Annotated in this window: 28 protein-coding genes; 6 read left to right on the top strand and 22 right to left on the bottom strand. The window is 47.8% G+C overall.

Going from position 1 to position 19139, the window contains the following annotated elements; translation table 11 throughout:
• Nucleotides 1–6: 6 nt before the first annotated feature.
• The 15 genes from C6W18_RS05240 to terL form a co-directional block, all read right to left on the bottom strand.
• Entirely contained in the window at nucleotides 7–2811 is a 2805-nt protein-coding gene (locus C6W18_RS05240; RefSeq protein WP_105926441.1) for a phage tail tape measure protein, read from the bottom strand.
• Nucleotides 2812–2832: 21 nt separating this feature from the next.
• Nucleotides 2833–3048 (bottom strand): hypothetical protein, encoded by a 216-nt coding sequence (locus tag C6W18_RS05245; protein ID WP_105926443.1) that lies wholly within the window; start codon nucleotides 3046–3048, stop codon nucleotides 2833–2835.
• Nucleotides 3049–3146: 98 nt separating this feature from the next.
• Nucleotides 3147–3530, bottom strand: a complete 384-nt coding sequence (locus tag C6W18_RS05250; protein WP_105926445.1) for a hypothetical protein — start codon at nucleotides 3528–3530, stop codon at nucleotides 3147–3149.
• 57 nt (nucleotides 3531–3587) lie between these two features.
• Nucleotides 3588–4130: a hypothetical protein gene (locus C6W18_RS05255; RefSeq protein WP_105926448.1), complete on the bottom strand. Its 543-nt coding sequence runs from the start codon at nucleotides 4128–4130 to the stop codon at nucleotides 3588–3590.
• 42 nt (nucleotides 4131–4172) lie between these two features.
• On the bottom strand, nucleotides 4173–4547 hold the full coding sequence (locus C6W18_RS20260; protein ID WP_105926449.1) for a minor capsid protein: 375 nt from the start codon (nucleotides 4545–4547) through the stop codon (nucleotides 4173–4175).
• Complete coding sequence (locus tag C6W18_RS05265) at nucleotides 4547–4957, bottom strand: HK97 gp10 family phage protein (RefSeq protein ID WP_047204055.1); 411 nt, start codon at nucleotides 4955–4957, stop codon at nucleotides 4547–4549. Before C6W18_RS05265 ends, C6W18_RS20260 begins: the two co-directional genes overlap by 1 nt.
• Nucleotides 4954–5292, bottom strand: a complete 339-nt coding sequence (locus C6W18_RS05270; protein ID WP_105926451.1) for a hypothetical protein — start codon at nucleotides 5290–5292, stop codon at nucleotides 4954–4956. The genes C6W18_RS05265 and C6W18_RS05270 overlap by 4 nt, the downstream gene beginning before the upstream one ends.
• Nucleotides 5293–5679 (bottom strand): hypothetical protein, encoded by a 387-nt coding sequence (locus C6W18_RS05275; protein WP_105926454.1) that lies wholly within the window; start codon nucleotides 5677–5679, stop codon nucleotides 5293–5295.
• A 15-nt stretch (nucleotides 5680–5694) separates the two neighbouring features.
• The gene (locus tag C6W18_RS05280) at nucleotides 5695–5916 is read right to left on the bottom strand and encodes a hypothetical protein (protein ID WP_105926456.1); all 222 of its coding nucleotides are present in this window, start codon (nucleotides 5914–5916) and stop codon (nucleotides 5695–5697) included.
• Nucleotides 5917–5972: 56 nt separating this feature from the next.
• Complete coding sequence (locus C6W18_RS05285) at nucleotides 5973–7064, bottom strand: SU10 major capsid protein (protein WP_105926458.1); 1092 nt, start codon at nucleotides 7062–7064, stop codon at nucleotides 5973–5975.
• A gap of 57 nt (nucleotides 7065–7121) precedes the next feature.
• The gene (locus tag C6W18_RS05290; RefSeq protein WP_189318047.1) at nucleotides 7122–7805 is read right to left on the bottom strand and encodes a phage scaffolding protein; all 684 of its coding nucleotides are present in this window, start codon (nucleotides 7803–7805) and stop codon (nucleotides 7122–7124) included.
• Nucleotides 7806–7868: 63 nt separating this feature from the next.
• Complete coding sequence (locus C6W18_RS05295; protein WP_105926461.1) at nucleotides 7869–8699, bottom strand: phage minor capsid protein; 831 nt, start codon at nucleotides 8697–8699, stop codon at nucleotides 7869–7871.
• Complete coding sequence (locus C6W18_RS05300; RefSeq protein WP_105926463.1) at nucleotides 8699–10300, bottom strand: phage portal protein; 1602 nt, start codon at nucleotides 10298–10300, stop codon at nucleotides 8699–8701. Before C6W18_RS05300 ends, C6W18_RS05295 begins: the two co-directional genes overlap by 1 nt.
• A 3-nt stretch (nucleotides 10301–10303) precedes the next feature.
• Nucleotides 10304–10729: a phBC6A51 family helix-turn-helix protein gene (locus C6W18_RS05305; protein WP_105926465.1), complete on the bottom strand. Its 426-nt coding sequence runs from the start codon at nucleotides 10727–10729 to the stop codon at nucleotides 10304–10306.
• A gap of 17 nt (nucleotides 10730–10746) precedes the next feature.
• The gene (gene terL / locus C6W18_RS05310) at nucleotides 10747–12513 is read right to left on the bottom strand and encodes a phage terminase large subunit (protein WP_105926467.1); all 1767 of its coding nucleotides are present in this window, start codon (nucleotides 12511–12513) and stop codon (nucleotides 10747–10749) included.
• A 101-nt stretch (nucleotides 12514–12614) separates the two neighbouring features.
• On the opposite strand from terL, the gene C6W18_RS05315 reads away from it, so the two are divergent.
• Nucleotides 12615–13160: a tyrosine-type recombinase/integrase gene (locus C6W18_RS05315; RefSeq protein ID WP_105926469.1), complete on the top strand. Its 546-nt coding sequence runs from the start codon at nucleotides 12615–12617 to the stop codon at nucleotides 13158–13160.
• Here the strand turns inward: C6W18_RS05315 and C6W18_RS05320 are convergent.
• The 4 genes from C6W18_RS05320 to C6W18_RS05340 all read right to left on the bottom strand — a co-directional run bounded on the left by C6W18_RS05320 (nucleotide 13157) and on the right by C6W18_RS05340 (nucleotide 15756).
• Entirely contained in the window at nucleotides 13157–13444 is a 288-nt protein-coding gene (locus C6W18_RS05320; protein ID WP_105926471.1) for a hypothetical protein, read from the bottom strand. The genes C6W18_RS05315 and C6W18_RS05320 overlap by 4 nt on opposite strands.
• 196 nt (nucleotides 13445–13640) lie before the next feature.
• A complete protein-coding gene (locus C6W18_RS05325) occupies nucleotides 13641–13928 on the bottom strand; it encodes a hypothetical protein (protein ID WP_105926473.1) in 288 nt (95 codons plus the stop codon).
• Entirely contained in the window at nucleotides 13912–14226 is a 315-nt protein-coding gene (locus C6W18_RS05330) for a hypothetical protein (protein ID WP_105926474.1), read from the bottom strand. Before C6W18_RS05330 ends, C6W18_RS05325 begins: the two co-directional genes overlap by 17 nt.
• A 1305-nt stretch (nucleotides 14227–15531) precedes the next feature.
• Nucleotides 15532–15756, bottom strand: coding sequence for a helix-turn-helix domain-containing protein (locus C6W18_RS05340; RefSeq protein WP_105926478.1), 225 nt, complete (start codon nucleotides 15754–15756; stop codon nucleotides 15532–15534).
• Nucleotides 15757–15874: 118 nt separating this feature from the next.
• Here C6W18_RS05340 and C6W18_RS19965 point away from each other — a divergent pair, with 118 nt between their 5' ends.
• The 5 genes from C6W18_RS19965 to C6W18_RS20265 all read left to right on the top strand — a co-directional run bounded on the left by C6W18_RS19965 (nucleotide 15875) and on the right by C6W18_RS20265 (nucleotide 17356).
• Entirely contained in the window at nucleotides 15875–16015 is a 141-nt protein-coding gene (locus tag C6W18_RS19965; RefSeq protein ID WP_186320273.1) for a hypothetical protein, read from the top strand.
• Between the two features lie 43 nt (nucleotides 16016–16058).
• The gene (locus C6W18_RS19970) at nucleotides 16059–16217 is read left to right on the top strand and encodes a hypothetical protein (protein WP_189318048.1); all 159 of its coding nucleotides are present in this window, start codon (nucleotides 16059–16061) and stop codon (nucleotides 16215–16217) included.
• A 202-nt stretch (nucleotides 16218–16419) separates the two neighbouring features.
• On the top strand, nucleotides 16420–16608 hold the full coding sequence (locus C6W18_RS05345; protein WP_105926480.1) for a hypothetical protein: 189 nt from the start codon (nucleotides 16420–16422) through the stop codon (nucleotides 16606–16608).
• Between the two features lie 35 nt (nucleotides 16609–16643).
• On the top strand, nucleotides 16644–16991 hold the full coding sequence (locus C6W18_RS05350) for a hypothetical protein (RefSeq protein ID WP_142392786.1): 348 nt from the start codon (nucleotides 16644–16646) through the stop codon (nucleotides 16989–16991).
• A 236-nt stretch (nucleotides 16992–17227) separates the two neighbouring features.
• Nucleotides 17228–17356, top strand: a complete 129-nt coding sequence (locus C6W18_RS20265) for a DUF8096 family protein (RefSeq protein ID WP_223251665.1) — start codon at nucleotides 17228–17230, stop codon at nucleotides 17354–17356.
• A 133-nt stretch (nucleotides 17357–17489) separates the two neighbouring features.
• Here C6W18_RS20265 and C6W18_RS20270 read toward each other — a convergent pair whose 3' ends face one another.
• The 3 genes from C6W18_RS20270 to C6W18_RS05360 all read right to left on the bottom strand — a co-directional run bounded on the left by C6W18_RS20270 (nucleotide 17490) and on the right by C6W18_RS05360 (nucleotide 19038).
• The gene (locus tag C6W18_RS20270) at nucleotides 17490–18014 is read right to left on the bottom strand and encodes a hypothetical protein (RefSeq protein ID WP_223251642.1); all 525 of its coding nucleotides are present in this window, start codon (nucleotides 18012–18014) and stop codon (nucleotides 17490–17492) included.
• A 355-nt stretch (nucleotides 18015–18369) separates the two neighbouring features.
• Nucleotides 18370–18516, bottom strand: coding sequence for a hypothetical protein (locus tag C6W18_RS19975; protein WP_189318049.1), 147 nt, complete (start codon nucleotides 18514–18516; stop codon nucleotides 18370–18372).
• 15 nt (nucleotides 18517–18531) lie between these two features.
• Nucleotides 18532–19038, bottom strand: coding sequence for a hypothetical protein (locus C6W18_RS05360; RefSeq protein WP_105926486.1), 507 nt, complete (start codon nucleotides 19036–19038; stop codon nucleotides 18532–18534).
• Between the last annotated feature and the right edge of the window lie 101 nt (nucleotides 19039–19139).

Raw genomic sequence — 19139 nt, forward strand, 5'->3', positions numbered from 1 at the left:
TCCTCCCTAGTAACTACTTCGATCTATTTCGTCCATCTGCCGTCTACTTACGTGCGGCTCGACGATACGTCCGACAACTTCGCCCTCCATGACAACCGATAGTCCTTTAAGAGACTCGATAGCAGATGCGAGGTTTGAAAGATTCGCCTGCATTTGCGGACTGTGGCCACCTGCTGACGCAATGCGCGCCGTATGACCAGCGTCTAACACTCGAAATAAATTCGACTGCTGCGCTTCCGTCAAGACCATTTCATTTCGTAGCGCGCGAATATCAACTTCGTGACTCATCGGACGATCAATAAACTTTGACGCCATTCCGCCCGAGTGAAGCTTGCCGGCTGGTTTTCCGACGATGCCTCCGACATGGTACGTCCCTTCGTTGCCTCGCCCACGACTAACGGCTCGTTCCGTTTTACGGGTGACGTCGTTAGTAAATACCGTGATATATTTACTTAGGTCTTTGCCGAGTTCGTTGTTCATTATCTTCGCTTGTCCGGTAATATCGATTACTTTGTTCTTCGTCTGCTCTAACTGCGATAGCTCACTTTCAATTGCGGCCAATGATTCTCGATACTCAGCCGTCTTCTTATCCGCTTCAGTCGTATTGTTGATTAGGTTTGCACGAGCATCTCTCAACTTCATAATTTCACGATCGATTACCGCGACACCTTGGCCTTTCTTCGCGTTGAGCCCAACTTGCCTAAGCTCCATTTCAATCAGTTTTTGTTTTACTTGATCTAATTTTCCGAGTTCCTTTTGAGTTTCCGCGAGGCTAGCTCGTTTTTTCTGTAAAGACTCGGTGCTCTTAATCAACTCAGTTTGCTTTGCTTCTAAAATGCGCTTCTCCTGTGCGAGAGTTACTTCGAGCGTACTTGCCGTTGCTTTATCGCCTTTTTCTTTTGCTTCAGCAATACTTTTTTCAATGCCTTCGACAACCTTAAGCTGATCCGCTACAGCTTTTTCTTTAGAAATCCGTTGTTCTGTAATACCGTTGATCTCTTTCTGTAATTGCGTTTTCTTTTTAAGCTGGCCTTCCATATTTCGTTCCGCGGTCGTCTGCTGTTTTTCGAGTTCCAATCGCAGCTCTTCGTATTTCTCCTTACTCAATCGTTTCATCGCCTCAGTATTCTTCGCGATCGCATTACCTTGCGCCGAGAAAGCCGCTTCCGTTTCCGGTGACTTCTTGATGATCTGATCGTTCAACTGTAAGAACCGGTCGAACTCCTCATTCGTAAGCCCCGAACTTTTACGTAAGCCGTCTTGTTCTGCGTTTAGCTTTTTAATCGCCGCCGAATCTTTTTCGTTAGCAAGCGCGTCTTTGTTGTCTAAATAGCGCAATAGTTCGTCGTTCGTAAGTTTCATCTTCGCCTGCAAGCCGTCGTACTCTTTAATCGTCTTGTTGATTCCGTCGACTTCTTTCTGCTTTGCGTTTGCCGCGTCAAGACTGACCGTATTCATCGCTTTATAACCCGCACTAACCCCGACTAATAAGCCGCCAAGCACCGAAAGGCCCGTTATGATCCAGCCCGCCGGCCCCATCGCTGCGAATAAGCCCCGCAATGCAAAGCCGAGTTTTATCGCGGAAGATGCCGTCAAAGCGATCGCCGCTGATGTGCCCGCCATTGCGAAGCCAGTCGCTACTACACTAGGATTTATCGAACTGAATGCCCGCACTAAATCGGCTCCAATGTCGACTATCTTCCGTAGGTGCGGTAAGAACTCGTTTCCGAGCTTAATACCGAGCGTCTCGACTGCGCCGCTAAGTTCTTCGACTGATCCGAGGAAGTTGTCGAGCTTTACTTTAGATACTTCAGCCGCAGTTACTTTCGACATGGCCGCCGCCATATCCTCAACGCCTTTTGCGCCTTCTTTATAGAAGACCGTTCCAGCACGCACCGCATCCGAACCGAATAGCGTTTGTAGCGAAGACTGCCGCTGCTGATCCGTTAGCCCTTTAAATGCGTTCTGTAGAATGCCGGATATGGTCGCCAAGTCTTTTAGAGAGCCGGCTTGGTCGAAGAACTTATTCGTTCCGTCTGACGTTATGATACCGAGTTCCATCATTTCTTCGCGTTGCTGCTTCGTCTGTGGTTCTAGCCGCGATAGCATCGTTTTAAGAGACGTACCGGCATCCGAGCCTTTGATTCCGTTCTGCGCAAATACCGCAAGCGCCGTCGCCGTGTCTTTAAACGACATCCCGATTCCGGACGCGACCGCCGATACCTGAGCCAAGCCGAACTTCATTTCGCCTACGTCCGTCGCCGATGCGTTTGCTGCGCCTGCGAGAATGTCAGCCGCTTCAGATACCGATAAGCTGTCTGCCTTGAATGCGTTAAGTGCCGTACTAGCAATCTCGGCTGCGTCTGCGAGGTTTAAGTTGCCCGCCGCTGCTAGATCGAGTGCGCCCGCTAGGCCGCCGTTTATGATATCCTTAGTCGTTACACCGGCTTTTACTAGTTCCTCGGTTGCCTGCGCCGTTTCGGTCGCACTGAATGACGTCGATTCACCTAGCTTGATTGCGAGGTCGGTCAACGTTTTCATCTCGCTGGCTGTTGCGCCCGATACCGCCTTGACGGCGCTCATTTGTTGCTCGAAGGTCGCCGCCGCTTTTGCAGACGCCCCGATGCCGACCACGACTGCGCCGCCGACCGCCAAGGCTGCTTTCTGAACGAGGCCCATTTGCGAGCTTAACGACTTAGCCGAATTACCCATCTGCTGCATTTGCGCTTGAGCCTGCGCTACGCCGGCCGTGAATTGGTTCGATTGTAGTGTCAGCGTCGCGGTGATTTCGCCTACTGATACACCTGCCATTCGTTTTCCTCCTTTCCTCCGTTATTTAAAGAAGTTCCGCAATTGCTCGAACTTTTCACGGTCAAATTCTTCGCGATTCACATAGCCGGCCTGTTTACGTAAGTCCTTCACAAGACGTTGATACTCGCGATCGTCCATGGCGCGCCCTTCAGACCCGACAAGTAGCGAAATCATCGAGAGACGATCGATTGCATTAGCCTTCGTTTTGGCGCGTAAGATTTTCGGAATATCGACCATGTAGTAGTCATCTTCTATTTGCCGTTGTGTGACGCCGAGAAGAACCGCCGCATCTATTAAATAGTCATCGATTGTGTACTCGCCTTCATCCGTTTGTTTTACTCCGCTACTTTCGGAAGAAGGCTTCGTAGGTTTTTTGCTACGGATTGCAGACGGTTCTTTTCAACGACCGCGATTAAAAAGTCGACTATCTCGTCAGTACCTACGTTTTCTAGTACGTAATCTTCATCTAATCCGGAAAGAACTGCGACAATCTTAGCGACTTCATCCATCGCCAACTTAACCGCCGCAACTAGCGTCGCTGCAAAATCGTCCTGACCGCTCGTACTTAGAACCGTAAAGAATAAATGCGGCAAACGATCGACCACCTCGAATAGTTCCTTCCATTTGACCGGCGTTAGCTTCGGTACTTGAACCGTTTTGTCGCCGAGTGTAAGTTCGCTTGATACCTTTTTCGTGCCTCCGATACCAAATAAGCTCATTGCGTAACCTCCTTTCTAAATTAAAAAGACACCGCCGCTAAGCGATGCCTTTCGTTGTTATTCCGCTGATTCGTCGCCCATAACATATAAAAGACCGTCGTTGTCTGTATCCGGGTATGCTTTAAACGTCAGATTAGCGATACGCTCATCGTCTGAGTTGTAAGTATATTCCGGGTCTGACATCGCGCCCGCAAGTGGCACCGTAATATAATCGTTTGGCGTTGTGCCTGGTGCCGTCGGTTTAATGACGAGGGGCTTCGCTGCGGCCAGCATATCAAAACCGGCTTTCCCTGAAACCTCTAACTTCATTTTCGTAGGATCGGTACTGTCTTTAGTGAGCTTACTATTCGGCATCGCTGCGGCTAATCTTTCTAAATCATGTAGCGCAAATGGCACCGTTACTTCTGCGTTTCGACCTTTCATCGTCGACTTAACTGGCGTGTCTCCGTATTGGTCGACTGTCGTATCTTGAATTGACGTCTCCGCCTTAAAGACGATTCCGCCTTTTGTGATGTCAAACGTAACTTTATCGGAACCTTCGCCATACTCGACGATTGCCGGACCGATAGGAACGTTAATTCCTCTAATTCCTGCCGCCATCTATTTTCCTCCTTTTATATTTGCGCAAAATAAAAAGCGCCCCTAAGGACGCTCTACGCAATCGAAATTTAATGAATATATTGGACGATCGGATTCGTCGTCTCCTAAATACAAGGGCGCCGAGTTATTGCAGCGTATCTGTACGATTGAGCTTTCGCCGACCTGAACTTCGGACAAATTCGTAAGCGCATCGTATAGTTCGAACGCTTTGTCTTCCGCCCCCGCACCGTCCCTTGATTCGCCACGAACGAGTATTTGGAAAGACGGCCGCTTAAGTCCGGTGTACTTAGACGTCGGGAAGCCTCCCGTTAACTTGACCGATATTTCCGCTCCCTCACCGTCTATTGAAAACTTATTTGCGTAATAGTTACCGTCGACTCTCGCCTTGATGAAGTTAATTAATTCGACTATACGCATTAGGTCAGCCCTCCACGTGCACCATCCGCAATCCAACGAACGTACTTATCCGCGTTTCCTCGTAAGGGCCTTTCGAGGTATTTGTTTCCGACCTCATAGCCGTCAATTCCGCCAGCGCCTGCCGACGTAGGTCCGAGTTTGTAATCCATTTCGTGCGTCCAAATTGCGTAGTTAAAGCCGTCCTCGACCGCTCTGAATGAGACGTCAACCGACGCTTTCCCCGCCGTCAATTTAAACTTTTTCTTAACGCTACTTCTCAACGTTCCTTTGTCTATCGGCGCGATGTTCTGCGCAACCCTAGCGAGGTCGTCACCCGAATCACCAAGCGCTTGTGCTGCGCCTTCGAGGGCGCCTCGACTGGCGGCGCTGATTCCGCTAATAAAGTTACTCGCATCAAACGTAAAACTCATAGAAGCACCTCCGTCAGAATCGCTTTGCCACCGATATGTCTCTTAACGTTGATTTCCTTCGGTCTCTTTTCCATCGTTTCTCCGAGTTCATTCGTGAAAGAGATAAGGTCGGTATAACGTACGTCAGCTAGGCGATCTAATAGAATACGAGCCGATGCGACTGTTTCCTCGGACTTAGTGACGCCGTTGTTGCGCGACTTGACCGCGGTAGAGCCTTCGTCGATTCGGCATTTTAGCGTTAACTCTTCGGCTTCTGTGGCCGGATTTCCCCAAACATCTCGCTCGTCAGATAGGCGCTTCACCGTGACAGTTTGGCGCATAGGAAGAATCGCCATCTACAACACCGTCCTTCTGATGCGCTTGCCTCCGATTTGGACGCCGTTTTCGTCTTCGATAGCGCTGATTGATTCGCGTGGAATAAGATCCTCGTCTTCACTACGTAGCGTATCTTTGTAGTTAAACGCAGCGACGCCTGTGATTGAGTACGAGGAAATTCCGTGCTTGTTCAGCCGGTTCGTATCGTTGTATGCGATGGCTAGTACGTTAACAAACTCGTAAACTGCTTTGTCGGGTATGACGTATTTAGGGAAGACACGCGTCAAAGTCGAAGAAGCTCGGTTTATTAGCCGGTTCTTCTTCGCTTCATCTGCGTCGATCCAATCCTCGGTATCTACCAAAAACGTGTTAATGTAGTCGTTTGCACCTTCGACCGTAGCCGCCAATCGCCTCACCTCCTGTTATTTTGCGGAGGACTTACGGGCGGGCTTTTTAGCTGGCGCCGGCTTCGGTTTATCCTCCGTTTTTGGTTCGTCTTTAGCCGTGCAAACAGCGTCAACGAGTGCGGTTAATACCTCGATCTCTTCCGGATCTGTAGTCGCGTAGATGCCGTCCGAGAACTTACGAGGCGCTCCGCCTACATAAAACGTTAATTCTTTATAGCGTGATTCAAACGTTGCCAAGTCCGCATTACCTCCGTTCTATCAAAAAAAGTAAAGCCCGCGAGTGCGGGCCGTTATTACTTAGCGCCTTTGATGCGTGCGTGAGCCGGTTCTTGTTGGAACTCTAACGTGTATTCACCGACAAGCATGCCCTGGAAGTAGTCACCTTTCTTGCCGAGGTACTCGTGGCTCATGTCACGCGTCTGTAAAGGACGGATTTTGATGCGGTTTTTATCTACGATAAGAACTTCGTCAGCCGCCAAGTTGTCGTTGATAGATACAGGGAACTCGCCGAAGTCAGTTGTCAAGAAGTTAACGACCGTTCCTCGGCTTGCTTCGCCCTGGTTAAGTCTAACTAACGTCTTATCGAATTTAGAGACGATACGCTTTTGCTTCGCAGGTACGATGATTTCGTACTGACCACCGGACTTGAAGCCGCCTTTAGAGTAGATCGCCTGAACAGCGTCGTTGATCGCTTCTAGTGAAAGCTCTTGGCCCGCAAGATCAGTGACGTTAGTTTTGATGAAGCTACGGATACCGTTCATTTGACGTACTAAGCCGTTCTCATAGCGAATGCCGCCGATGAACGCTTTTTCCATTTGAAGCGCTAGTTCGAGTTGCTTCTTTTGCTTTTCATATTCGTACATATCCGCGATACCGTGGTTAGCAACCGCAGCCGCAGTACCGGAGATTTCAACAGTTTCGTCGAAGATTTGCGTAATGTTAGACACTCGCTTACGTGGTTTGTAGCGACCTTGTCTAGCGTCAGCCCCTTCTGAACCTTCCACAAACTGAACTTCGACTTTCTCATTCGCAGTAACCGCAGCCGCAGTAGTGTTAGCGTAGCCACGGACAACCGTTAACTCTTTCGATGTCTTATTAACCGCAGTAACAAGCGCTAGTTCTTCGCCTAGTTTAATGACGTGTCCACTACGGAATGGTTCCGCGGATGACACTTTTAGAACGGTTGCGTCGGCGGCAGCAGCGTCAGTAACGTTGCCTTCATATGCAAACATTTCGTCCTCGAACCATTGGTGCTCAGTTTGCGTTACTGGATTAGAAAAACCAAGCATCGCAAGCAATGGAGTTTGGTGCGGATTTAAAAGAAGTAATTCGTCTTGTACCGATTCTGTTTTACCGATTAAATCTTTAGAGAAAATCTGTGACATAAAAATATGTCCCCCTTTGTTTGTTTGTATTAAAAAAGACCCCTAATTAAAGGAGTCTCATTTTCTTAACTGTCTTTTTAATTGGGCCACCGCTGCGAGATCTTCTGTACGACCGCTTTTACGTGCTTTTTCTTCGGCTTCTTTAATAAGCTGATCCGGCGTTTTGTCGATCTTATCCGTCCCTGAATTCGTACTTTGTCCGATCGGTTTCGGCTTCTGCGCAATAAGGAATGGCTTTTCTTCAACCAACGCCTTAACTACGGCCTCGACTCCGACAACCTTCCCGTCTTCTACCGAAACGCCACTTAAATCAGCCAAGCGCAATGCATCGTCTAGGTACGCGATATTAGCCGACGTAGCCGACTTAATGAACGCGTTCGTAATCTTTTCTTGTTCGCCCGCCTTTTTAAGCTCCTCAATTTGCTGCGTGAGCGTTAGTTCAACCTCCGACTTCGCTTCGAGTTCCTTTTTAATGCGGTCTAGTTCCGTTAATTCTGCGTCTGCCTTTTCTTGCTCCGCTTTCTCATACGCGGATAATTTTTCTTTTAGCTCCCCGTAATCTGCATATTTAGATTCCGTACGGCTAATGCGTTTGGTAATCATCGCGTCGAGTTCTTCTTGCGTGAGTTCGATCTTCTTCGGCTGATCCTCGCTTGGTTGAGTCGGCGTTTGTTCTTCCGCCTGCCCACCTCCCGCTTGATCATCTGCGTCAAATAACGGCATAAATCGTTTTACAAACATATCGTCCTCCAACCGTTTTAAGGCCGTCGCCTATTAGATAAAACAGCCGTTTAGTTTAACGTCTTAACGTTCGGACAATAAACCGACATCTCTAATCGGTGAATATACATGCTTACAACGCGGATGAAATATCTCGCCCGTCGCCTGTAGTTCTTCGTAGGTTTTAAAATTGCCAGGCGCTTCCGGCGTCAACTTTATGATCTCGCCTTCATGACCGCGGCAGGCGTCTTTGGCGCTATGTGCCGATATTTGCGCATACAAAACGCCGCGATCGACGGCTTCGTTAGTCGTTGCTTCGCGGTATGTCTGCATCATTTTCGTTCTGGTCACCATGTCGGCGTATACTTCCGGCTTCCAGCGCCGACCTTTTGCGTCGACTATTCCGGTCACGACCGATTCTTTGAGGCGTTTCTTTATGTCGTCTCGGATCGTCCGTCGTCCGTTTGTACCCGACGCCATGTTGTACTTAATGGAATCGGAAACGGCACGGCGTACCGCGGCTTTTGTCTTCCGATCTACGTTCTGCGTGACGGCTAAAAGGTCCGCTTGCGTATCCGCAATAGCAGCCGCGACCATCGCTTCGTTTAGTTCGTTGAATTTTACGATAAGGGCCGCTTGTTCAACTGTCTCAGCGACCTTAAGCGCTACAAGCGTATTGATTACGCCTTCGTTTGCGGCGATAGGCACGTTTTCACTAACCCACCGCGCCGACTTTGTATCGAGGTCGGCTAAAATACCGCTGATTGACTGAAGCGTAGCAAGTGCATTGGCTCGGCGGAAATCCGAAATATCAACGCGATCGAGCTCGGCGAGAATGTCTTTTATGGCGGAACGATAATAGCCGGCAAGCTGCTTCGTTTGATAATCGTAGTTAGGTGCCGGTACTTTCGCCATTACTCATCGTCCTCGGGTTCCGGCGGCGCTTCAGGTTCGTTAAAGATCGACGCGTCTACAAAACCATTTGCGGAAGTTTCGTCTTCTTCAATACGTCTCATGATTTCGTCCGCCTTTTCATCATCAACGTCATCCATCGCCTTGATTGCGTCCCGAACGTCAATAGTCGGCTTGCCTGCCGTTCTGATTTCCATGATTTCCGCAAGCTCTTTTTCATTCCGCGGAATACCGTCGTTCCAAATTGCGCGGGGATAAACAGCTTCGTCAATCTTGATTCGCTTGACCGCCTTTTCTAAGAGCATGCACGTCCAAAGCGCATCTCGGACCGCTTTATCATAGTGAGCTCTTATGCGTTTTACTTTCGAAAGAATCGGCATAAAACGTGCTTTAATTGCGGCGCCATCTGTATGAGACGTTCCTGTTCCGCCTGAATTATCGCCCGACATCGTAGTTCCGAAAAGCCACTGCGGCGTTTCCGACATCATAAAGACGGTACTTAAAAGAACATCGAGTTCCTTAAAAGCCGCGTCGAGTTGCGCTTGCCATACCATATACCCCGGCGTATGGTCTTCTTTTGTCACCGAAATATAAGCTCCACCGAATCGAACGGTGTCTCCATCGTCTTGAATCTCCGGACCATACGCTGTAGGATCGCTATGTTTCCATAAGATATAGTCGATCTGCACTAGGCGATCATTAATCGCAGCAAAGGTCGTTTCTAACTTCTCTAATCCGCCAATTCCGAAGAACTCGTCGTCGATCGACTTGTACGGTACATGAAAGACCGGAATATGGGGCAAATGCGTTTCCTCAATATCTTCTTCGCGACCCGTCGGTAGTTGTTCGCCGATGGTATATACGGATAAAGACATGCCAGTTGAGGTATCAACTCCGTTTTCGTACAACCGATATCGCGAGTATAGGATATATCCCGGCACATGACGTTCGACATTTAAAAACGGAATCTCCGTCTTCTCCGTCTCAACCCATTCAACTTGCGCAATATTGACCGCTTTTAGCTTCTTGACGTTCCCGACGCTAAACTCCGGAAAAACTGCGCCAGCGCTAACGTGTTCAATAATCGCTTCCATTTCGGCGTCTGCCGGCATCGGTAGTCCGAGCTTCTCAACTTCCGTAAAATCTTGACGGTAGCCATATCGAACCTTAAACCATGAATCGCCGCGGAAACCATTAGCCGTTGCGCTTTCGTGAAGAAGCTGGTTAATATCGTTTTCTTCTACGTAGCGATTGAGCGCTTTTTGTTCTTCGCTGTCGTCGGGTAGCCCGCTTTCGAACTGAACCGGTTCGCCTACGAGAAGATCCGCCGGCTTCGTGACGAGAATGTCGGCAAGATTTACCGCGATATATAGCTTCTTTAGTTGCTCGGCTTGCGGCGAATCCTTAAGAACGTCGGTCGCACGCTCATAGACGTCTCGCTGACGCCCCTCAAACAACTTTTTCATGCGCCGATATTTCGCTAGTCGTTCAATTGAATCAGCCGGAGGAAACTGCGCGCCGGGTCGGATGATACTGTACGTCTTAGTATGCGATCCGTCGTCGGGTTCATGGTTGCGGTGCTTAAAAAAGTCCGTAAAACCCATCGCTTATTCCTCCTTCAGAAGTGCGTCTAACTTATCCGCTTCATTTTGAATATCATCGACTGACTCGTCGGTTGTTGTGTTGTCGGTAATAATTTGCTTTTCGGTAAGCAGTCCGTATCGTTTCATAAATAAGTCAATCGCTTTAACGGATGGTTGCGGGCCCTTGATCAGCTTCATTAATTGACCGTATACTTCCGATCTGTGACTCGAAAGCATATCGTCTGCTAACAAATTCATGTATTCAATGAACGTTGGATCTTGCGTTCGCCATCGATACAACCCCATTCGCGACATCCCTAGTTCTTCTGCGAGTTGCTCCTGCGTTTTCTTCTCGCCGCCTTCCGGCATAATTTCATTCAAAGCGCATGCCTGGGCCGCTTTCCGTTTCTCAAACGATAATTGCGCCTCTAGCTGCTTAACTCTCGACATTTAACGTCCTCCTTTCGTTACATATACTTCGGCTTCGCCTGAAGCACCGTTTTCGCTCGTTTACTGACACTCACCGCCATCTCTAACGCATCCGGTAGGTCATCGTGCCAATTTGAACCGTAGCGCTCAAACTGCTCGAGTAAAAGCTTTTGACTGCGATGAAATTCGATCTCGCCTTTTTCGATCTGCGGCATGAGGGCTTCTATTCGAAGTTCTTTTCGCGATCGTTGATTTATTTTTGTGACTCGCGATCCCGCCGGATAACCTTGTATGACTAACTCGCGTTTAAGCGTATCAACGAAAAACTCCTGAGCCATTTGCGATTCAGCAGCAATACGATCCGGTTGATATTCCACGACCTTCTCGACAATTTTTCGTAAAAACTTATCGGGATGAATACGTTCTCCGTATGCGTCAATGACATATATCTTTCCGGTCTTTTTATGCTTCGCTATCGTCACAATCGCCGAGAAGTCGCCGCGTTCTTTACCCATCGCAAAATCTACGCCCATATAAACCGCATATTCTTTGTGATCCATTGTGAAGTCAGACCAATACGAAAAAGAATCCGGCTTAAATAACTGCGATTCCTCATCGATTGGGTTATTCATAAACTCCGTGTTAAATGCTTTTGTTTTAATATTAGCCTTTTCTATTAATAGAGCTGGCAAAGGGAAACGATCGGGCCACAAAACCTCTGCGCCTTCGTCCATTGCCTCCTTATTTTCTTCATAAAAACGAAGTGCCGCCCTTGCATTCGGTGTAGACATCGAGTCTTCCGATTCTGCCTGCATCAGCTCTTCGATTTCTTCATCGCTAGGTACGTAATTCTCATAAATGCGCTCGAATTCCGCCCACAAATCGGCTCGCTTTGGCGGCTTAATGATTGCGGGGAAGCTATTCTTGATGAAATCACGACGTTCGTTCAATACGTAGTTCAGCAAACTATCGAAATGTACAAGTGTTCCCATGAAAATAAACGCTGTTTTCGTAGGATCACCCGCTGGCATAAGGTCTTGATTTAACCAGTCCTTCGCCTTTTGCCGCAACTCAGGCGTATTGGTAGAATCCAGCGACTCCAAATCGTCTAGTAAGATTAAATCCGGTCGCTGCGAACCATTACGGAATCCCCGAATCTGAGTTCCGAGGGACGTCGCTTCCATTTTGATTCCGGTCGTAGTAATAAAGGCCGTCTCGGAATCCTTTTCGTTACGCGTTTTTTGTTCGTAAAGGACCTCGCCAAAGTCTTCGCGTAGCTTTTGATTGTACTTAAGCTGTCCCGCGACCCATTTAATGAACTTGATCGATCCGGCGTTCGTTTCCGAGATAATCAAAATCATGCGCCGTTTTTTATAGACGATTTCACGCACCGGATAGGCATTCGATAGATACGCTGACTTTGCGTGTCCCCTCGAAGCCGCCCAAGCGATACGGGCCGTTTTATTACGGTTAGATACCGAGTCAAGGATCGACGATAACTTGGCGTGGAAATTCGGCGCATCGTCCATGTCTACTGCGGTCGTCGGCACAAGATTGTCCGGATTTCCCGGGTTTCTTGCTTCCGAAAAATACTCGTAGAAGAAATAGAGCATATCGACTTCGGCGCGATGAACACGTTTCAATTTAATGAGTTCGTCACGATCCTTCCGCATAAGATCGACGTGATAGTCCGAGTGTTTTCCGGCTTTGATTATGTCGCGTAGTTTCTTCAACCGCTCCGTGACCGCTTCAATTCGAGCTTGTCTTTCTTCACGTTCTAAAAACTTTCCGTTTATATACGCCAAGTTACCGCCTCCTTCCCGTCTATTTTCCGTTGACTTGTCGTATTCGTTATCGTATAATGAATGTAACTTAAAAATAATTAAAGTACATTGGAGTGAAACGTATGGCTAACGAAGTGAACCCGATCAAAAGTAAACGCGATTTCAATAAATTAAAAAACGCCCTCAAACCGGGGCGCAACCGTCTATTGTTGCAGTTAGGGACTGCTTTTGGGCTGAGAATCTCCGATTTACTTTCGCTTAAGGTCGGCGATCTTCGCGGCCAAACGTCTCTTAAAATAACCGAAGCCAAGCGAGGAAAAACGCGTGTCATTACGTTCTCGGACGCTGTTAAAAAGATCGTCAATGACCTCGAAGGCGCCGACGTTGACTTCGTATTTGCAAGTCGCAAGGGCGCAAAGCCAATCAGCCGCGTCCAAGCCTACCGCATTCTAAACGAAGCAGCCGAACGCGCCGAGATCGCTAAAAATATCGGCAACATCGGTACTCACACGCTTAGAAAGACGTTTGGCTACCGTTTGTATGAAATGGATATCGCGGTCGACCGGATCATGGCGATTCTCGGGCATTCGTCCGAAAAAGATACGTTGAAATATATCGGTATCACGGCCGACGAGATTTCTGACGCATACGAGAGCATCGCGATTTAGGTCGTGGTGCTTTTTGTCGGTAAAGTACCGTATCCGATTAATTTGTTAGGCCCTGCGTGTACCACCGATCTATCATAGCCGACAGCCCCTATGTCTACGCCGATTAGTCGGTCGTTTTTCTGCGCCTTCTCGTATCCTTTCATCGCCGCTTCTAATTCCGCCAATGCCTTCGTAGCGTCTTTTGCTGCACGCTGGACCGCTTTGAGTCCTTTGATAGCCTCCGAAACATCTACGTCTACCTTTACGTTTAAATTGCCGACTGATTCGCGTTTGTTTTCCGCCATTCACGTCATCCCCTTTGTCCGTTTTATTGCTGCGCCTTTAAACGCAAGCACAAAAAGACCTCCGGCGCTTACCGGAAGCCTCGTTCTGATTGCGTTAAAAATCACACGAAATCAACGCTTTTAACCGCCCACCCTTACGAATACCCTAGTCGGCTACTAAAACGTCTAATTTCGTGCATTTTACGTGTTAAAATCGTTATGCTAGTCCGTACCGTTCCCGCAATACTTTCATATCGGCGGTTATTTCCGCTTTTAACGCGTCGATTGCCGCCGGTTCTGAGCCGTCCTTCAGCCGTAATTGCTTCAGCGTCTCTATTTTCGTCCGTAGCGCACTATTCGTGATCGCGGTCGGATAATGCGTGCCGCAAACGATGCAGTCAAAGTACGTTTCGACGATGCCTTTTCGTACGTCCCGTTCTTTTAATACGACGGCAGTTCGTTGTTTGCATGCGTCGCAGGTGACGAAATTAGGTAGCGTGATCATGGGCGATCGCCTCCGTTTCCCAAACGATAAGACACACCTGTCCGAAATCGCCTACAAATAACGGAGCTTTCTGCACCCACATTTTAAGGTCGTCTGAATCTACGCTATAAAGATATACGCATAATAAGGAACCGGAGAGTTGTTCCGTCGGTACCCGATCCGGCACATATTTCGTGTATAAACTCGCCAACACTTCCGAGGCGTTTTCTCCGAACGATTCTCGAAATGAATCACTGCTGTCGTCGCTCACATAAACGTTTTCGGCGATTTGAATACATCGGTCAATTTCATCGATCATCCTAACGTCCTCCCTTTCGCTCTTTTATGATTCGCAATTAAAGTACGCACGCTTTTTTCCGACTCCGTCATCGGACGATCTTTACATAGCCAAGATGAAAAAGCTTCTACTTCTGCGTCAGTTCCGAAATTCAGCCGTACCGGCTCGATTCTTTTCACGTCAGACCCTCCGTTTAATTAGCGTATTAACCCTCTAGCCCTTCCGATAAACTTCGGATGATTAACGTACGTCTACGTAGGGCCAGACGATTAACACCCCGAGTTTAAAAAATTGTGCGCAAGTTTTGTTTACTAGATTCCGCGTTTTTGGCCGGGGCGCTTGGGGGCGGGCGGCTTCGTCTATTTTCCGCATTTATTATTGAATAACGCATTCATAACGTTGCATAACGAAAGTAACAAAAAGACTTTCTGTTACATTCGCATTGATGACGAACGTTTATGCATCGCGGTCGGATGCCGTTTGATCAGCGCAATGAATCGTATTTGTTTTATGCACCGCACCAGCCCCGCCACGCCGCCATTCGTGCGGGCTACCTATGCCGGCCGGTATGTATAGGATCGTGCATAAACGGATTGACTTCGGCTTCTGACCCCTCGAGTTTTCGGAGGCCTCGTCCGCTGGCGGCGCTTGCTTGGTGATCGGCATTGCTAACCGGTATACCACCGTCACCCTACCGACCGCCTTCGTACTATATTATATACACCGCCTGTGCCTGCCGTTACATAGCGCCTGTATGTCGGTACCCTATCCGTTGGTTAAACTGCTGCCTATCGTCTTCTTATACGTCACCCTACCGTTAGTATGTTACGTTCATTTACGTCCTCATTATATAGGACACATATTCGTAGGTATTACACTAATATACGGAGTTATTTTCGTCTATTAGCCGTCCTCTTAACGTACTCATTTCCGTATGTATTTAAGTACAGCGCCCTCGGCTCCGCCTCGCCCGCAAATATACATTCATTATACATATTGCGTATATGTGAGACGTAGCGTAGCGGAGGATCACTAGGTTTTAGATTTAGAAGATAAGAAGTAATTTCCGTCCTCAAAACGCTGTATCCCACGCGGCTCTAGGCGCCAACCACGTTTTCGCTTGTACGAATGAAGTCGTACTTTTGGCGATTTTGTACGAATGAAGTCGTATTGATTATCAGTTATAAGTGCGTAATTGAGAATGAGCGTATACCAACACGTATTGTCTACGAAACACATACGCATTTTTATTCATTTATACGTATATCAATACGTTCAGTGTGGCGAAAACAGAACACGAAAAAGAAACGCTCGCCTTGAACGTCCCTACTTTTCGTCTCCTTCGTCCTCTATTTCGAATAGATCTTCGTACTTCCACCCGCCCGCCTTCATGATCGCAACGACCTGCCAATCTTCGTGCCGCCCATTCGAATCGAACCGCGAGATAGAACCCTGCGGAACGCCCGACGCTTCAGACAGCCTTGTTTGCGTCCAGCCATCCGCCTTCATTAGTTCTTTCAGACGCGGCCTTACGTTTATGCGCTTGCCCATCCGCATCACCTCCGTATTTATATAAGTAATTATACGATATCGAATATTTTTTCGCAATATCCGTTGACATACGTTATACGATATCGTATAATAAAGGTACAGAAAGGAGGTGCACGAATTGATTGAACTGGCTACTAAAATATCCGTCTTACTTGCGTCGTGGTTGGCGATCATCAAAACCGCAATGGAAATCACGTCATTACGCAAGAAGGCAAAGAAAAAGCGACGGTCTCCCTCCAAGAAGAAACGTCGCAAGTAAACGGACGGGGCGCTAAGCCCCGGTTCAATCAATTATACCACACATGCGCAAAATTAATACGGTTGATACGTTGCTCATTATCGTTTTGGTCGTTTGGATCGCGTTCACGGATTACGGTTCTATGCAGCCGATTGACTTCGCAGCCGTCGTTACGTTAATTATTTTCGGCTTTGCGGTCGCAGTAAAATCGCTAATAAAATAAGACGTCGAGCAGCCGGTACAGCCTAGACTATTACGACGCTAATTAGACGGCTCTGACGTACTAAAATCGTGGAGGAATCGTTGAATATGATCGAGTATAATTGCCCGGGCTGTTCATTCGCCCGGCTAGACGTAGAAATCGAACCCGCCGCTAAATGTCCGAACTGCGGCGGCCTTCTAAACATCGAGGAGGAGATCGCTTAGTGGACGTGAAATTAACGGCTTTAGACGGCTCGGTGGCCTCAACGAAATCACTCGAACGAGCCGCCGAACTATTTAAAAGAGAACGCGACGACGCACCTGCCGGCTTCGACTTCGGCTTTAGACTCGCTCTAATCGCGTTCGGATACGATATAACCCTAATAACCCTCGAAGGAGATGACGTAAAATGAAACGTTTTATTACGATAACAATCGCGGTGGTCTTAGTGATTCTCGGTACGACAACGCCAGCAAGCGCGGCCTCGAATTCCATTACGGTCAAAGTTGACGCACCATACTATATGCCCGGCGCAAAGACGGTCGACGTAGTGGCATCGAAAAGCAGCGGAAAACGCGTATATTACACGATGTATTTGCAGCAGCTCTATACTGACGGGTGGAAAACGAAGCAAACGCAAAGCGGCGAGTTCGTTAAAAGCACGCCCACCAAACGATTTTACATTTCGACAATGATTACGGGGCAATATCGCATTAAACTAAAGGCGTACAGCAACGCAGGCAAAACGAAGCATACCGGCACATACTATTCGAAAAGTTTCGCAGTGACGCGATAAGGAGGACGACGATATGAAATTCCGCAGATTCTTGTACGGATGGGCTAGATTTTTGGGCGACGTAAACGCAGTGAAGAAAAACGACGTAGGAGGACGCATCATGCGACGCAGCGTCGGAAGGGCTTTCGGAAGGTTGTTTAAATAAGCGCAAAGATACGTTATAATACGAAGGTTGTGAGGTGAAAGACGTGAATAGACCGCAGCCAGGCGATTATGACGTATCTGTCGTTTATGATATGCGCGATATACCCGACGTTAAGAGCGGACGGTGCGACAATTGCGATACGTCGAAGTTTAACAGTTCGATTAAAGGCGGAGTTTTCCTCCGTAAATGTTCGAAGTGCGGAATGACTAAACGAATATAGCACAAAAATAAAGACGCCCTCAGAGGCGTCCTTTTTCGTTTATTTAGACGGCGAACCGCCCGGCTTGCGTTCATCCGTTTTAGTGATCGCTTTGATCATACGTCACACCTTCCCGCAGTAAAATCATACCATATTAGCCCGCCTTCTCAACGTTAAATAACGCAATCAACGTTTTATCCGGCGCTTTAGATTGACGATAGAATACGTTAGGATAAAACGTGTATCGTTCCGGCTCACTCCCGACTTTAACGCGTGCAATAACGTATTCGCTTCCGAACTTCATCGCCTTCAAACGACGACCAAGCGTATCCGGTACGACACCTATCGCGGCAGCTAGACCGGCTCGACTGAACCAACGGATAGCACGCGGGTTAGATTCGTTAGGATTCTCGCATAATGCGTTTGTATCGAAGTGAATATACGGAAGCATTCGATAAATAAGACCGATGTCAGTCGCTTTGACTTCGCTGTACACCCGTTTAATCTTTGCGCTGTAGATTTTAACAACGTGAGGACTGCGGAAATTCCCCTTAAAGTGATAGCGTTCATTTACCGAGTAGCCAGCGTCATTCTTCCGTATAATATCGTGCTGAACAGCCGCCGCAATGAAATCGTAGAAAGTCTGACGCTTTTTCGTAAGCTGAAGTACGTCCATCATGTCCGAGGTATCCATCGGAGTTTTATCGTGGCTGGACTTAATTAAAAGGCCGCCATAATCAACGTAGCATTGTAGGAGCATCAAATAGCCGCATTGAGCTGTTGTGAGAACGTCATATACTTCGTTAATATTCGGCATTTCTGCGTTAGTAAATTCGCGCCGATCCTCCGTTTTATTTAGTTGCTGACGGAAAGCCTCGTCCTGATTGCGATGTCTTAGCGAATAGATACCGGATAGGTCTTCGCCTGTGTTAACGTCAATAATACGTGGTTTACTTTGAGTCATACATACGCCCCTTTTCGTATTTATCGCAAAACAAAAGACGCCTATTGAGCGCCTAGAAAGCATCTATTTACTAATCGTAAGTTTCTTCTTCTCCCACTCCGTAGTATTTACAATACTCGTCCCAATCATCTAAGTCATAGCCTTTGCGTTTTGCGTCTGCGTAGTCTTCCGGTGAATATGGCGGATCAAGATTTTTCTCTACAGATTTATTATCCATTTAAACGACCTCCCTTTAATATGCTGCGTCTGTCCTTGCCGTTTTGATGCCGGTTGCTATATTTACGGTGAACTGGCCGCTAGACTTTCCGCTTACAAAAGCGTTGTATCGTTTACGTAGTTTTCTGTTTCGTGATTTAACATCTTTGTTGCTCCATATTTTCCGAACAGGACGTCTGTAATTACGTCCGCCAATATCGACAGAACTAGCTTCACGCAACGAAACCTCTCGACCAGCTCCTTCGGGTCTTTTACGTACATGCCGGCCGTCCTTGCGTCTGTTTTCTTGATTTTCGGACATGATCGGGTATTCTTCGGCCGACATCTTATTGCGACGCGTATCCGATAGTTCTTCGTATAAGATTAAGTCAGACAGACGTTCTAACGCGTTTTCGGGCGGCGTGCCGTCGTATTTCGCGAGTAAAGCGTTTATCTCTTCGATGCGTGTTTCGCGCTCTAAGGCGCCGGCTTTTGTGCGTTCGTATAGAGCCGTAATGGCTTCGTGTAGTTCTTCCTTCGTCAATTAGGCGCCCTCCTCCGTATATGCGTTCAGTAAAATCGATAATACTCTCGGTGAGATTCTCGGGTGGTTCATAGTGTCGTAACACCAACGCAGATAATCAC

The sequence above is a fragment of the Bacillus sp. LLTC93 genome (assembly GCF_002993125.1).
Taxonomy (GTDB): domain Bacteria; phylum Bacillota; class Bacilli; order Bacillales; family Bacillaceae; genus Bacillus; species Bacillus zhangzhouensis.